Origin of the sequence: Streptomyces sp. NPDC092370 (genome assembly GCF_044755265.1) — a bacterium.
In the GTDB taxonomy this organism is placed as follows: Bacteria; Actinomycetota; Actinomycetes; order Streptomycetales; family Streptomycetaceae; genus Streptomyces.
The window spans coordinates 548779-562940 of sequence record NZ_JBIVQO010000001.1; the positions used below are offsets into that span (position 1 = coordinate 548779).

Consider the following 14162-nt stretch of genomic DNA (forward strand, 5'->3'; position numbering starts at 1 on the left):
GCGCGGTCAGCCGGGCCGGCAGGGGCTCTTCTCGCGGTTGAAGGATGCCATCGACGGGCGCTGAGACCGGTCGTGCTTCTGGTCTATGCCAGTCGGCAGGCCGGTTTCGGAGTTGTTCGGAGGACGTGACAACATGCGGTCATGTCCTCCGCACTGACCGATCTCTTCCCTCTCCCGATCGTGCAGGCCCCCATGGCGGGCGGCGTCTCCGTGCCGCAGCTCGCCGCCGCCGTGTGCGAAGCGGGAGGGCTCGGTTTCCTCGCCGCCGGGTACAAGACCGCCGACGGGATGTACCAGGAGATCAAGCAGCTCCGGAGCCTCACCGGCAGGCCCTTCGGCGTCAACGTGTTCATGCCGCAGCCGGAGTACGCCGACCCCGCCGCCGTCGACGTCTACGCCCACCAGCTGGCCGGCGAGGCCACCTGGTACGAGACCGAGCTCGGCGATCCGGACAGCGGACGCGACGACGGCTTCGAGGCCAAGCTCGTGGTGCTGCGCGACAACCCCGTGCCGGTGGTGTCGTTCCACTTCGGTGTCCCGAACCGTGAGGTCGTCGACACCCTGCACCGGGTCGGCACCTTCGTCCTGGCCGCCGCGACCACTCCCGACGAGGCCCGGGCCGTGGAGCGGGCGGGCGCGGACGCGGTCATCGCCCAGGGGGTCGAGGCCGGCGGCCATCAGGGCACCCACCGGGACATCCCCGAGACGGACGGGTCCGGCATCGGGCTGCTGTCGCTGATCGCCCAGGTCCGCGAGGCGGTGAGCATCCCGGTCATCGCCGCGGGCGGCATCATGCGCGGCGGCCAGATCGCCGGGGTCCTCGCGGCGGGCGCGAGCGCGGCCCAGTTGGGCACCGCGTTCCTCGCCACGCACGAGTCGGGCGCGAACGCCCTGCACAAGCAGGCGCTCACCAACCCCCTGTTCGTGCGTACGGAGTTGACCCGGGCCTTCTCGGGCCGTCCGGCACGCGGCCTCGTCAACCGGTTCCTGCGCGAGCACGGCCCGTACGCGCCCGCCGCCTACCCCGAGATCCACCACCTCACCTCGCCGCTGCGCAAGGCCGCCGCCAAGGCCGGCGACGCGCAGGGCATGGCGCTGTGGGCCGGGCAGGGGCACCGGATGGCGCGTGAGCTGCCCGCCGGACAGCTGGTCGAGGTGCTGGCCGGTGAACTGGCCGCCGCCCGGGCCTCGTCGACGGGCGGTGGCGTGCTGTGACCGCGCCGGTGTTCGTGGTCGAGCACTTCGACGCGGGCGGTGGCGGCCGGTACGTCCTGGACGGGCCGGAGGGACGGCACGCCGTCTCCGTGAAGCGGCTGCGGGCCGGTGAGGACGTCGTCCTGACGGACGGGGCCGGGCGCTGGGCGGACTGTGTGGTGCTCGACACGGAAGGCAAGGACCGACTGGTCCTGCGGCTGGACTCGGTGCACGAGGAGCCCGCGGAGCAGCCCCGGGTCACCGTCGTCCAGGCGCTGCCCAAAGGCGACCGCGGGGAACTCGCCGTCGAGACGATGACCGAGGTCGGCGTGGACGCGATCGTGCCGTGGGCGGCGGCGCGCTGCATCACGCAGTGGAAGGGCGAGCGCGGCCAGAAGGCGCTGGGCAAGTGGCGGGCGACGGCCCGTGAGGCCGGCAAGCAGTCGCGCCGGGTGCGTTTCCCGGATGTCGCGGAGGCGGCCACGACCAGGCAGGTCGCCGCCCTGCTGGCGGGGGCGGAGTTCGCCGCCGTGCTGCACGAGAGCGGGGACGCGCCGCTGGCCACGGCCGCACTGCCGGCCACCGGCGACATCGTGCTGGTCGTGGGGCCCGAGGGGGGCGTGGCGCCGGAGGAACTGGCGCTGTTCGAGGAGGCGGGGGCGCGGGCCTACCGCCTCGGGCGCAGTGTGCTGCGCACATCGACTGCCGGGACGGCCGCCGCGGCCGTGCTCCTGGCACGCACCGGACGCTGGTCCTGACCCCCTGGAGGCACCGTGGAACTCGCACAGGTTCGTCTGCTCGTGACCGATTTCTCCGCCTGTTACCACTTCTACGGCGAGGTCCTCGGTCTCAAGCCGCAGTCGGGGGCGGCGCAGGGGCCGTACGAGAAGTTCAGTCCCGCGGTGGGTTCCGCGGGGATCGCGTTGCAGGACCGGTCGATGATGGCCGAGATCCTCGACGAACTGGGCGACACGGCGGCGGGCCACCGGTCCCTGGTCGTGCTGCGGGTGGACGGGCTGGACGCGTACTGCGAGGAGATCACGATGCGCGGCGCCACGGTCCTGCACGGCCCGGTGCCCATGACGGACCGCATGCGGGTGGCGCACCTCAAGGACCCCGAGGGGAATCTGGTGGAGCTCCAGGAGTGGCTGCTGCTGCGCGGCTGACGCCTTTGCGCCCTACCGCGCGGCCCCCGTCAGTGGCAGGCTCCCCTCCATGGGGGCTTCGACGAGGAATGGGCGGGGACCGCGCGGCAGGCGAGTGGCGGTCGCGGCGACGTTCGCCGTGCTGGCCGTGGGTGGCGCGGTCGCCTGCGAACCCGGCGGTGTCAGCGCCGCGTCCGTCGCGTACACCACCGACGAGACGGTGACCAAGGAGCTCAACCGGCAGAAGGCGGGCGTGCGCTGGCTCACATGCACCGCCTCCTACGGGGAGAGCGGCGGGAAGTCGTCACCCTCGGCGCGTGAGCGGACCGTCGCGACCGTCGACTGCGAGGGCGAGACGAACGACGGCAAGGAGATCACCGTCGACGGCAAGGTCACCCACGCCGTGGACGGGGCCTGCGTGCGCGGGAACATCACCGCCAAGGTGGACGGCAAGGTGTGGTTCCAGGTCGACGGGCTCGGCGACTGCGACTCCACCAGCCCGCCGCCCGTCGGCGGGCCCGCGAACGGCGGGCCCGGGCCGACCGTCACCGTGACCGTCACCCAGACCATCTGGTGCGAGCGGTACCCGGACTGCCGCCCCGTCGAGGGCAAGTGATCCGAACCCCGTCCGCGCGGCGGCGTCCCTGCGTAGGGTGATCCGGTGACATCGCCTGCTTACCTCCGGTTCCCCCATGTGCACGGTGACCTGGTCGCCTTCACCGCCGAGGACGACGTGTGGCTCGCTCCGCTCGACGGCGGCCGGGCCTGGCGGGTCAGCGCCGACAACATGCCGGTGACCCAGCCCCGCATCTCGCCCGACGGCACCACGGTCGCCTGGACCTCCACGAGAGACGGCGCCCCGGAGGTGCTCGTCGCCCCGGTCGACGGCGGTCCCGCCAAGCGGCTGACGTACTGGGGGAGTGCGAAGACGCAGGTGCGCGGCTGGACCCCGGACGGTGAGGTCCTGGCGATCAGCACCCAGGGCCAGGCGAGTCTGCGCCGCACCTGGGCCCGTGCCGTCCCGCTGGACGGCGGTCCGGCCGCCGTCCTGCCGTACGGGCCCGTGGGCGACGTCGCCCACGGACCGCACACGGTGCTGCTGTCCGCGCCGATGGGCCGTGAGGCCGCCTGGTGGAAGCGGTACCGGGGCGGTACGGCGGGCAAGTTGTGGATCGACCGGGAGGACGACGGGGAGTTCGCGCGGCTGCACGAGGACCTCGACGGCAACATCGAGTACCCGCTGTGGGTGGGGGACCGCATCGCCTTCCTCTCCGACCACGAGGGCACCGGCGCGCTCTACTCCTCCCTCGCCGACGGATCCGACCTGCGCCGGCACACGGCTCTCGACGGCTTCTACGCCCGGCACGCCGCGGGCGACGGCACCCGTGTCGTCTACTCCAGCGCCGGTGAACTGTGGGTGCTGGACGACCTGGAGGGGGCCGAGCCGCGGCGGCTGGACGTGCGGCTGGGCGGACAGCGCGCCGATCTGCAGCCGTTCCCGGTGAACGCCTCCCGCTGGTTCGGATCGGCGTCCCCGGACCACACCGCGCGCGGCAGCGCGGTCGCCGTACGCGGCTGCGTGCACTGGGTCACCCACCGCTCCGGCCCGGCCCGCGCCCTGGCCGCGACGCCCGGCGTGCGGGCCCGGCTGCCGCGGACGTTCCGCGCGGACGGCGAGGAGTGGGTGGTGTGGGTGACGGACGCCGAGGGCGACGACGCCCTGGAGTTCGCGCCCGCCACCGGACTCGCCCCCGGGGCGACACCGCGCCGGATCGCCGCCGGACAGCTCGGCCGGGTCCTGGACCTCGCCATGGCGCCCGACGGCAGCCGGGCCGCGGTCGCCTGTCACGACGGCCGCCTGCTGCTCGTGGAGCGGGAGACGGGCGAGGTGCGCGAGGTAGACCGAAGCGAGGACGGCGACGTGTCGGGGCCCGTCTTCTCGCCCGACTCGTCCTGGCTGGCCTGGTCCCACCCCGGCCCGCGGCCCCTGTGCCAGCTGAAGCTCGCCAACACCACCGACCTGTCGGTCACCGAGGCCACCCCGCTGCGCTTCCAGGACTACGCGCCCGCGTTCACGATGGACGGCAAGCACCTCGCGTTCCTGTCGACCCGTTCCTTCGACCCGGTCTACGACGAGCACGTCTTCGACCTGGCCTTCGTGGAGGGCGCCCGGCCGCATCTGATCACCCTCGCGGCCACCACTCCCTCCCCCTTCGGGCCGCAGCGGCACGGCCGGTCCTTCGAGACGCCCGACCGGGAGGAGACCCCCGACAGCGAGGGCACCCCCACCACCCGTATCGACCTCGAAGGCCTCGCCGACCGCATCGTGCCCTTCCCGGTGGAGGCCGCCCGCTACACCAACCTGCGCGCCGCCAAGGACGGTGTCCTGTGGCTGCGCCACCCGGTCTCCGGTGTCCTCGGCGCGTCCCGGGCCACCCCGGACGGCCCCGAGCCCACGTCCGAACTGGAGCGCTACGACCTCGCCCAGCAGCGCATCGAGCATCTCGCCGTCGGCGCCGACCACTTCGCGGTGAGCGGCGACGGCAAGCGGGTGCTGCTGTGGACCGACGGGCGGCTGAAGGTCGTCCCCAGTGACCGGCGCGCCTCGAACGACGACGACAGCGACACGAACATCACCGTCGACCTGAGCCGTGTACGCCAGATCGTCGACCCGGCGGCCGAGTGGCGCCAGATGTTCGACGAGAACGGCCGCATCATGCGGGACCACTTCTGGCGGCCCGACATGAGCGGCGTCGACTGGGACGGCGTCCTCGGCCGCTACCGCCCGGTCGTGGAGCGGGTCGCCACCCATGACGACCTGGTCGACCTGCTGTGGGAGGTGCAGGGCGAACTGGGCACCTCGCACGCCTACGTCATCCCGCGCGGGGGACGCGGCGGCGGCCCCCGCCAGGGCCTGCTCGGCGCCGACCTCTCCCGCCACGAGGACGGCAGCTGGCGCGTCGACCGCATCCTGCCCTCCGAGACCTCCGACCCGGACGCCCGCAGCCCGCTGGCCGCGCCGGGCGTCGCGGTACGCCCCGGGGACGCGATCGTCGCGGTCGCGGGACAGCCGGTCGACCCGGTGGCCGGCCCCGGTCCGCTGCTGATCGGCACGGCCGGCAAGCCGGTGGAGCTGACCATCTCCCCGTCCGGCGGCGGCGATCCCCGGCACGCCGTCGTCGTCCCGGTCGCCGACGAGGAGCCCTTGCGCTACCACGCCTGGGTCGCCGACCGGCGCGCCTACGTCCACGAGAAGTCCGGCGGCCGCCTCGGCTATCTCCACGTCCCGGACATGCAGGCCCCCGGCTGGGCCCAGATCCACCGCGACCTGCGGGTCGAGGTCGCCCGTGAGGGCCTGGTCGTCGACGTCCGCGAGAACCGCGGCGGCCACACCTCCCAGTTGGTCGTGGAGAAGCTCGCCCGCCGCATCGTCGGCTGGGCCGTCCCGCGCGGCATGCGTGCCTACAGCTATCCGGAGGACGCCCCGCGCGGCCCCGTCGTGGCCGTCGCCAACGAGTTCTCCGGCTCCGACGGCGACATCGTCAACGCGGCCATCAAAGCCCTCGGTCTCGGCCCGGTCGTCGGCACCCGCACCTGGGGCGGCGTCATCGGCATCGACAGCCGCTACCGCCTGGTCGACGGCACCCTCGTGACCCAGCCCAAATACGCCTTCTGGCTGCAGGGCTACGAATGGGGTGTGGAGAACCACGGCGTGGACCCGGACGTGGAGATCGTCCAACGCCCCCAGGACTACGCGGTGAACAGGGACACCCAACTGGACGAGGCCATCCGGCTGGCGCTGGAGAGCCTGGAGTCGGCACCCGCGAAAACGCCCCCGGGCCTGCCCACCTGAGGGGCGCGGGCAACGGCGCGACCAGCCCCAACGCACCCGCGCCCGACGACGATACGATGCCCGGGTCGGACCGCACGGCCCAACCCTCGGAGGAGACATGGCAGGGGAACCCCAGGACGACTGCCTGTTCTGCAAGATCGTCGCCGGCACCATCCCGGCGACGATCGTCCGCCAGACGGACACCACCATCGCGTTCCGGGACATCAACCCCCAGGCCCCCACCCACGTCCTGATCATCCCCAAGGCGCACTACGAGAACGCCGCCGCCCTCGCCGCCGCCGATCCGGCCCTCACCGCGGACGTGCTCCGCGAGGCCCAGGCCGTCGCCGACGAGGAGAAGCTCGACAGCTACCGTCTGGTCTTCAACACGGGCAGCGGCGCCGGCCAGACGGTGTGGCACGTGCACGGCCACGTGCTCGGCGGCCGCGGCCTCCAGTGGCCCCCGGGATGATCCGCCGTGTCCGTACGTGAACTCGTCGTCCTCGGCACCGCCAGCCAGGTCCCGACCCGGCACCGCAACCACAACGGCTACCTGCTGCGCTGGGACGGCGAGGGCATCCTGTTCGACCCGGGTGAGGGCACGCAGCGCCAGATGCTGCGCGCCGGGGTCGCCGCGCACGACCTGAACCGGATCTGCGTCACGCACTTCCACGGCGACCACTCCCTCGGCCTCGCCGGTGTGATCCAGCGCATCAACCTCGACCGGGTCCCGCACGCGATCACCGCCCACTACCCCCGTTCCGGGCAGCGCTTCTTCGACCGGCTCCGGTACGCCACGGCCTACCGCGAGACCGTCGGCATCACCGAGGCCCCGGTCGACGCCGACGGGCCCCTCGCCCGCACCGGCGGCTACACGCTTCAGGCCCGGAAGCTGTCGCACCCGGTGGAGTCGTACGGTTACCGGCTCGTCGAGCCCGACGGCCGCCGCATGCTGCCCGAGCGGCTGGCCGCGCACGGCATCGCGGGCCCGGACGTCGGCCGCATCCAGCGCGAGGGCTCCCTCGGCGGGGTCGACCTCGACGCCGTCAGCGAGGTGCGGCGCGGGCAGCGGTTCGCGTTCGTCATGGACACCCGGCTGTGCGACGGCGTGTACGCGCTCGCCGAGGACTGCGACATGCTCGTCATCGAGTCGACCTTCCTGGACGAGGACGAGGAACTCGCCGTCGAGCACGGGCACCTGACCGCCGGTCAGGCCGCTCGGGTGGCCCGGGACGGCGGCGTGCGCCACCTCGTGCTGACCCACTTCAGCCAGCGCTACACCGGCCGTGGGGGCCCCTCCCGCTCGAGCGAAGCCGAGAGTGGGGGAGAGTTCGAGCGGCAGGCACGGGCCGCCGGGTACGACGGTGAGCTGACCGTGGCCCACGATCTCCTGCGGGTACCGGTTCCGAAGCGTCGGTGAAACGGCCGTACGATGAATTGATGTCCCTCCCCAAAGCCGAACTGCACCTTCACATCGAAGGCACCCTGGAACCGGAACTCGCCTTCGAGCTCGCCACCCGAAACGGCCTCACGCTGCCGTACGCCGACACGGACGAGCTGCGCGAGGCCTACCGTTTCGAGGACCTCCAGTCGTTCCTGAACCTCTACTACGAGCTCATGGCCGTCCTGCGCACCGAGCGGGACTTCGAGGACCTGGCGAACGAGTACCTCGCCCGGGCGGCCGCGCAGGGCGTGCGGCACGCGGAGATCTTCTTCGACCCGCAGGCCCACACCAGCCGCGGTCTGGAGCTCGGCACGGTCGTGGAGGGACTGTGGCGCGCGCTGGGCGACAGCGAGGCGAACCACGGCGTCTCCACCCGCCTGATCCTGTGCTTCCTGCGCGACGAGTCCGCCGAGTCGGCCCTGGCCACGCTGGACGCCGCCAAGCCCTACCTGGACCGGATCACCGGCGTCGGTCTCGACTCGGCCGAGGTGGGGCATCCGCCGGTGAAGTTCCGCGAGGTCTACGAGAGGGCCGCCGCGCTCGGCCTGCGGCGGGTCGCCCACGCCGGTGAGGAGGGCCCGCCCGAGTACATCACCGAGGCGCTGGACGTCCTCGGGGTCGAGCGGGTCGACCACGGGCTGCGCTGCGTGGAGGACCCCGCGCTGGTGGAGCGGCTGGTGCGCGAGCGGGTGCCGCTGACGCTGTGCCCGCTGTCCAACGTGCGGCTGCGCACCGTCGACACCCTCGCCGACCACCCCCTGCCCGCCATGCTGGACGCCGGCCTCATGTGCACGGTCAACTCCGACGACCCGGCCTACTTCGGCGGCTACGCCGGCGACAACTTCGAGGCCGTGCGCGCCACTCTCGGCCTCACCGGGGAACGGCTGCGGGAGCTCGCCCGCAACTCCTTCCTCGCCTCCTTCCTGGAGGACGACGAGGAGTTGCGGGCGCGGTATCTGGCCGAGGTGGAGGACTACACTTTCGAATAGCTCCGGGCCGGACTCAGAGGACCTCCGAACCCGCCTTGCCGTAGGCGCGCCGGGCGGGGACGGCGGCGGCCTCCACCGGGATCTCCACCACGGGCTGCTCCGGGGCGCCGATCTCGGGGACCGCGCCGGTGGGCGTGCCGGTGGCGGCGGCGACCAGGGCGGCCGGGTGGCCGCCGCGGCGGCGGATCGCGCCGGGCAGCAGCGGACGTCCGCCGGTGTGCAGGGCGACGGCGGTCATCGGCAGGGCGATCACCAGCAGCCCCCCGCCGAGCACCGCGCCCATCGCCGGGAATCCGGCCTGCGCCGACAGCACGCTGCCGGTCAGCGGCCCGGCGGCGGTGCCCAGCGAGGACGCCGAGCCGACCAGCACCGCCCAGCGGCCGCGCGGGTCGAGCGAGGCGGCGAGCCCGATGAGGTACGACAGCACCACCGGGTAGAGCGTGTTCCAGGCGATCTCGCCGGCCGCGAAGCTCCCGAAGCCGGTCGCGGAGGCGCTGAGGACGATGCAGCCCGCGATGAGGACCGTGCCCAGGCCGATCGGCACCGCGCGTCCGAGGCGTGCCCCGAGGGCGCCGGCCGCCAGGACACCGGCGAGCCCGGCGCCGAGCGCCACCGCGAAGACGGCGCCGACGGCGGTCTCGCTCAGGTGTGCCTGCTCCAGCCCTATCCGGCCGCTCACGCCCCACAGGGAGTTCTGCGCGAGCGACCAGCACACCATGGCGGCGGCCAGCACCAGCCCGGAACGGGCGTGCGGCAGCCGGGCCTTGCCGTGCCGGGTGGGCGCCGGGGGCGTCCCGACGGGGAGGCGGCCGGTCAGCGGCCACACGGCCAGGGCCGTGAGGGCGATCGCGGCCAGGGGCAGACCGTGCCCGGGGCCGAGGTGCGGCACCGTCAGGTACACCACGCCCGCGAGGCCGGAGACGCTCAACAGGCCGGCGGTGGAGGCCCGGTGCGGGTCCCTCTGGGCCGCGATGAGGGTGGCGGCGACGGTGGTGGCCGTGCCCGAGCCGAAGCCGCCGACGACCGCGCCGGTGACGACGGCGGGAATCGCGGTGGCCAGGGCGGCGCCGCCGTAGCCGAGGAGGGCCAGGGCGAGGCCCAGACGGGCGAGCGCGCGGGCTCCGACCCGTTCGACCCGGGAGGCGAGGACGAATCCGGCGGCGGCCGAACTCAGCAGCAGGGCACTGCCGACGGCGCCGGACTGCGTGGCGGAGAGCGGAAGTCCCGAGTCGAGCCGGCCGACGGTGGTCGGCAGCAGATACGGGGCGAGGTACCCGGCCGTGAAAAGGGCGACGAGGGGCCAAGGCGTGGTGCGAGGGGCGAACACGGGCGTTCCCAGGGCATGCGAAAGGAGCGGCAGAAAGGGGGAGGGGGCGACGACCGTCGACGGACAGGAACGCGCGGGCAATTTGTATCAAGCAAGGAGTCGGGCACGTGAGCCAGGGGGGTGTGATGTGGAGCACGTCGCGTTTGGGGCGGTGAAGCCCGGGTAGACATGGGCCTTTCGCCTTGTGGGGCAGGTGTTTTCGCTCCCGCCAGTGCACGGCTCCGGGACCGCCCGGAACCGTCGCCTCGACCTTCGACCGGATCTCCCGCAGCACCGCGACGATCCGCTCCTCGTGCGCGGGCGTGAGCCGGGCGACCGGCACCGAGCAGCTGATCGCGTCCCGCGCGGGAGTGTCGTGGCGCGGCGCGAATCCGAAGCCGACGATGCCGGGAACCGGCTCCTGGCAGTCCACCGGCCAGCCGCGCGGCCGGGTCCGCGCGAGGTCGGCCGCCAGGGGCTCCCTGCCGGTGTGCGAGTTCGGGGTCAGTGCCTCGTACGGCCTTTCGGGCAGCTCCGCGTCCGGGTGTTCGGCCGGCAGGGCCTTGCCCGGGGCGCCGACGTGCGCGGGCAGGCGCCGCCCCGCCCGGCTGATGGTCCACAGGTACCCGTGTGACTCGCGCGTCGCCGCATACGCCACGTCCCGGCCGTCCGGCCGGCCCAGGTGGAAGGTCTCGCCCAACGCCTCGGACGCCTCGTCGCATACGCCACGTCCCGGCCGTCCGGCCGGCCCATGTGGACGGTCTCGCCCAGCGCCTCGGACGCCTCGTCGGGGATACGGCCGCACCGCCCGCCCCGCGGGGCGGAGTCGAGGTGGCTCGTGCCGGTGAGCAGGGCGTGGATGCCGATGCCGTACAGGGAGCCGGTGACGTCGGTGCGGACCCAGCCGCGCGAGATCAGGGTGTGCGGCGGCGCGTACATCGGGCTGCGCGGCACGCCGGGTTCGTCGGCCGGCTCCTGGAGCCGCGTCGGCCGGTCGCCGCGCGCGGCGAGGAGTTCCGGCAGCTCGACCGCGCACGCCGCGGACTTCACCTCACGGACGCCCCCCGTGTCTGGCATGCGCCGATGGTGATCGGGCCGCCGGGACGGTTGACGTTCTCATACTCAACCTTCATTCTCATATATGGATGAGGTCGGTAGGAGGAGATGGGCGGTGACCGTGGACGGCCTGGTCGCCCAGCCGGAGCAGATCGTCCCCCGCACCCCGCTGCCCCTGATCGTCCACCAGCGCGACCAAGCCGCCTTCGAAGACCGCCGGCGCCTTCTGCACCGCCCTTGCCGACGGCGACCACGGCACCGTCGGCAAGCTGCTGCGCGACTTCCACGTCGCCGTTCGCCGAACCGCGCGACCGCCTCCCCGGGTGCGCCGTGTTCCCCGGTGAAGGCCGCTGCCCGGCTGTGCGGCCCCCGGGTGGGCCCGGTGCGCGCCCCCCTCACCGGCGCCTCGCCCGCCGACCTGTCACCTGTCGGCCCTCACCGCCCCCCGGACTCGACCTCGTAGGAGCCGCCCCGTGAACCTCGCCATCACCGACGTGCGCCTGACACCGATCCTGGTCGCGGACCCGCCGCTGCTGAACACCCAGGGTGTGCACCAGCCGTACACGCCCCGGCTGATCGTCGAGGTCGTCACGGCCGACGGCATCACCGGCGTGGGGGAGACCTACGGCGACGCCAAGTACCTGGAGCTGGCCCGGCCCTTCGCCGAGCGGCTGAAGGGGCGTCAGGTCAGCGATCTGAACGGCCTGTTCGCCGTCGCGGACCGGGTCGCGGTGGACGCCTCGCGCGTGGAGAACGCCGTCGACGTCGGTGGGCTGCGCGGCGTCCAGACCGCGGACAAGCTGCGGTTGTCCGTCGTCTCCGGCTTCGAGGTCGCCTGCCTGGACGCCCTCGGCAAAGCGCTGGGACTGCCCGTGCACACGCTGCTCGGCGGCAAGGTGCGCGACGCCGTCGAGTACAGCGCCTACCTGTTCTACAAGTGGGCCGCCCACCCCGAGGGCGTCCCGGCCGAGAAGGACGACTGGGGCCCCGCCGTCGACCCGGCGGGAGTGGTGGAACAGGCCCGCCGGTTCAAGGAGCGCTACGGCTTCACCTCCTTCAAGCTCAAGGGCGGCGTCTTCCCGCCGGCTGAGGAGATCGCCGCCGTACGGGCGCTCGCCGAGGCCTTCCCGGGGCATCCGCTGCGGCTCGACCCGAATGGCGCATGGTCCGTCGAGACGTCCGGGAAGGTGGCCCGCGAGCTCGGGGACGTCCTGGAGTACCTGGAGGACCCGGCGCTCGGCACACCCGCCATGGCCGAGGTCGCCGAACGCACCGGAGTGCCGCTCGCCACCAACATGTGCGTGACGACCTTCGCCGAGATCGAGGAGGCGTTCACCCGCGGCGCCGTCCAGGTCGTGCTCTCCGACCACCACTACTGGGGCGGACTGCGCAACACCCAGCAGCTCGCCGCCGTCTGCCGCACCTTCGGCGTGGGCGTGTCGATGCACTCCAACACCCACCTCGGCATTTCCCTCGCCGCCATGACCCACGTGGCGGCCACGGTCCCGGACCTCCACCACGCCTGCGACTCCCACTACCCCTGGCAGTCGGAGGACGTCCTCACCGAGCGGCTCGCCTTCGAGGACGGCAGGGTCGCCGTGCCCGACGCCCCCGGCCTCGGCGTGGAACTCGACCGTGAGCGGCTGGCCGCACTGCACCGGCGGTGGCTGGAGGACGACGGCGCCCTGCGGAACCGCGACGACGCGGCGGCGATGCGGGTGGCCGACCCGGAGTGGGTGACTCCCGCCGTGCCCCGCTGGTGACCCCCGCTCCTGCCGGGGCGGGGGGCGTGCGAGGGTCCCGCGCGAGCTGACGGGTCCCTGGGTCCGGCGTGATCGGGGTCACGTTGCCGGTGATGTGGTGCAGACTGGCCTGATCAGCACCACGTCAGGGAGCGCATCGTGACCGCGTCCACCGCCCCGGCCGGAAAGGGCCCGGGAAAAGGATCGCACCGCCAGAGCCAGGTCGATCCCCTCGCCCCGCTGCGCAGGCCGGACGACCCGCCCTGGGACGTCTATCTCACCGGCACCGTCTTCCTGGACATCATCTTCACCGGCCTCGACTCCGCCCCGGTTCGGGGCACGGAGTCCTGGGCGCGCGGGATGGGATCGAGCCCCGGCGGCGTCGCCAACATGGCGACCGCCCTGGCCCGCCTCGGCCTGCGGACGTCCCTCGCGGCGGCCTTCGGCGACGACCACTACGGCGACTACTGCTGGGACGCCCTGGAGCACGGCGAGGGCATCGACCTCACCCCGTCGCGCACGGTGCCCGGCTGGCATTCCCCGGTGACCGTCTCCATGGCCTACGAGGGGGAGCGAACGATGGTCTCGCACGGCCACGAGCCGCCCTCCGAGGAACCGGCCCCCGAGTGCCCGCCCCGCGCCCGTGCCGCGGTCGCCTCCCTCGCGCCCGGCGTCAGCGCGCCCTGGATCGCCCAGGCGGCGAGCAACGGCACCCGCGTGTTCGGCGACGTCGGCTGGGACGACACCGGCGCGTGGGACCTGGCGGGCCTGCCCGACCTGCCGCACTGCGAGGCGTTCCTGCCGAACGCGGAGGAGGCCATGCGGTACACCGGCGCGGACTGCCCCCGGGCCGCCGCGCACGCCCTGACCGCGTACGTGCCGCTCGCGGTGGTCACCCTCGGCGCGGACGGTGCGTACGCCGTGGACCGGCGGACGGGGGAGACGGCGGAGGTACCGGCGATCGAGGTCGAGGCCCTCGACCCGACGGGGGCCGGCGACGTGTTCGTCGCCGGGTTCGTCGCCGGGACCCTGGCGGACTGGCCGCTGGCGGACCGGCTGGCCTTCGCGGGACTGACGGCGGCACTGTCGGTGCAGGAGTTCGGGGGATCGCTCTCGGCGCCGGGGTGGTCGGAGATCGCGGCATGGTGGCGGAAGGTGCAGTCGGTCGCAGGGCAGTCGCCGACGGCACTGGAGAGGTACGGGTTCCTCGCGGGGCTCGTGTCGGAGGAACTGGTGAGGCCCTGGCCGCTGCGGCGCGCCGTACCCACGATCGGCTTCCGCCGCTCCGCCTGACAGCCCGGCCCCCCGGGGCTGCTCCCCGGGCCCCGGCCCCCCGGGGGGCTCCGCCCCCCACCCCCGGCCCCGGCCCGCTCCGCCGTCACTCCCCTTTCCAACCCCGTCGCCAAAACCCCTACGGCGATGTCACTCCCCCGTCGTACCCTGGGAATCGCGAG

Annotated in this window: 11 protein-coding genes and 2 pseudogenes; 11 read left to right on the forward strand and 2 right to left on the reverse strand. The window is 73.6% G+C overall.

Going from position 1 to position 14162, the window contains the following annotated elements:
• Window positions 1–141 precede the first annotated feature (141 nt).
• From ACIQHQ_RS02390 to ACIQHQ_RS02425, 8 genes are all read left to right on the forward strand, one after another.
• Complete coding sequence (locus tag ACIQHQ_RS02390) at window positions 142–1215, forward strand: nitronate monooxygenase (protein ID WP_402609258.1); 1074 nt, start codon at window positions 142–144, stop codon at window positions 1213–1215.
• A complete protein-coding gene (locus ACIQHQ_RS02395) occupies window positions 1212–1952 on the forward strand; it encodes a 16S rRNA (uracil(1498)-N(3))-methyltransferase (protein WP_402609260.1) in 741 nt (246 codons plus the stop codon). Before ACIQHQ_RS02390 ends, ACIQHQ_RS02395 begins: the two co-directional genes overlap by 4 nt.
• Before the next feature lie 15 nt (window positions 1953–1967).
• The gene (locus ACIQHQ_RS02400) at window positions 1968–2360 is read left to right on the forward strand and encodes a VOC family protein (protein WP_402609262.1); all 393 of its coding nucleotides are present in this window, start codon (window positions 1968–1970) and stop codon (window positions 2358–2360) included.
• 49 nt (window positions 2361–2409) lie between these two features.
• Window positions 2410–2955 (forward strand): hypothetical protein, encoded by a 546-nt coding sequence (locus ACIQHQ_RS02405; RefSeq protein WP_402609264.1) that lies wholly within the window; start codon window positions 2410–2412, stop codon window positions 2953–2955.
• 45 nt (window positions 2956–3000) lie between these two features.
• Complete coding sequence (locus ACIQHQ_RS02410) at window positions 3001–6192, forward strand: S41 family peptidase (protein ID WP_402609266.1); 3192 nt, start codon at window positions 3001–3003, stop codon at window positions 6190–6192.
• Between the two features lie 97 nt (window positions 6193–6289).
• Window positions 6290–6643 carry a histidine triad nucleotide-binding protein gene (locus ACIQHQ_RS02415; protein WP_402609268.1) on the forward strand — a complete coding sequence of 118 codons (354 nt, stop codon included), beginning with the start codon at window positions 6290–6292 and terminating at the stop codon, window positions 6641–6643.
• A 6-nt stretch (window positions 6644–6649) separates the two neighbouring features.
• Window positions 6650–7591 carry a ribonuclease Z gene (locus ACIQHQ_RS02420; RefSeq protein WP_402609270.1) on the forward strand — a complete coding sequence of 314 codons (942 nt, stop codon included), beginning with the start codon at window positions 6650–6652 and terminating at the stop codon, window positions 7589–7591.
• 20 nt (window positions 7592–7611) lie between these two features.
• A complete protein-coding gene (locus ACIQHQ_RS02425; RefSeq protein ID WP_402609272.1) occupies window positions 7612–8604 on the forward strand; it encodes an adenosine deaminase in 993 nt (330 codons plus the stop codon).
• Window positions 8605–8617: 13 nt separating this feature from the next.
• Here the strand turns inward: ACIQHQ_RS02425 and ACIQHQ_RS02430 are convergent, their stop codons facing one another.
• Both ACIQHQ_RS02430 and ACIQHQ_RS02435 read right to left on the reverse strand, forming a co-directional pair.
• On the reverse strand, window positions 8618–9931 hold the full coding sequence (locus tag ACIQHQ_RS02430; RefSeq protein ID WP_402609273.1) for an MFS transporter: 1314 nt from the start codon (window positions 9929–9931) through the stop codon (window positions 8618–8620).
• A gap of 205 nt (window positions 9932–10136) precedes the next feature.
• A pseudogene (locus tag ACIQHQ_RS02435) lies at window positions 10137–10987 on the reverse strand (IclR family transcriptional regulator); the annotation flags it as partial.
• Window positions 10988–11181: 194 nt separating this feature from the next.
• On the opposite strand from ACIQHQ_RS02435, the pseudogene ACIQHQ_RS02440 reads away from it, so the two are divergent.
• The 3 genes and pseudogenes from ACIQHQ_RS02440 to ACIQHQ_RS02450 all read left to right on the forward strand — a co-directional run.
• Window positions 11182–11443 (forward strand): annotated as a pseudogene (locus ACIQHQ_RS02440) (5-dehydro-4-deoxyglucarate dehydratase); the annotation flags it as partial.
• Window positions 11440–12729, forward strand: a complete 1290-nt coding sequence (locus ACIQHQ_RS02445) for a glucarate dehydratase family protein (RefSeq protein ID WP_402609275.1) — start codon at window positions 11440–11442, stop codon at window positions 12727–12729. The pseudogene ACIQHQ_RS02440 and the gene ACIQHQ_RS02445, both read left to right, overlap by 4 nt.
• A 138-nt stretch (window positions 12730–12867) precedes the next feature.
• Complete coding sequence (locus tag ACIQHQ_RS02450) at window positions 12868–14001, forward strand: carbohydrate kinase family protein (protein WP_402609277.1); 1134 nt, start codon at window positions 12868–12870, stop codon at window positions 13999–14001.
• The last annotated feature ends 161 nt before the right edge of the window (window positions 14002–14162 follow it).

What these genes read in the sequence shown, in the direction of transcription:
- ACIQHQ_RS02390 (WP_402609258.1), top strand. Translation starts at nt 142, where the DNA reads ATGTCCTCCGCACTGACCGATCTCTTCCCTCTCCCGATCGTGCAGGCC.
- ACIQHQ_RS02405 (WP_402609264.1), top strand. Translation starts at nt 2,410, where the DNA reads ATGGGGGCTTCGACGAGGAATGGGCGGGGACCGCGCGGCAGGCGAGTG.
- ACIQHQ_RS02415 (WP_402609268.1), top strand. Translation starts at nt 6,290, where the DNA reads ATGGCAGGGGAACCCCAGGACGACTGCCTGTTCTGCAAGATCGTCGCC.
- ACIQHQ_RS02425 (WP_402609272.1), top strand. Translation starts at nt 7,612, where the DNA reads ATGTCCCTCCCCAAAGCCGAACTGCACCTTCACATCGAAGGCACCCTG.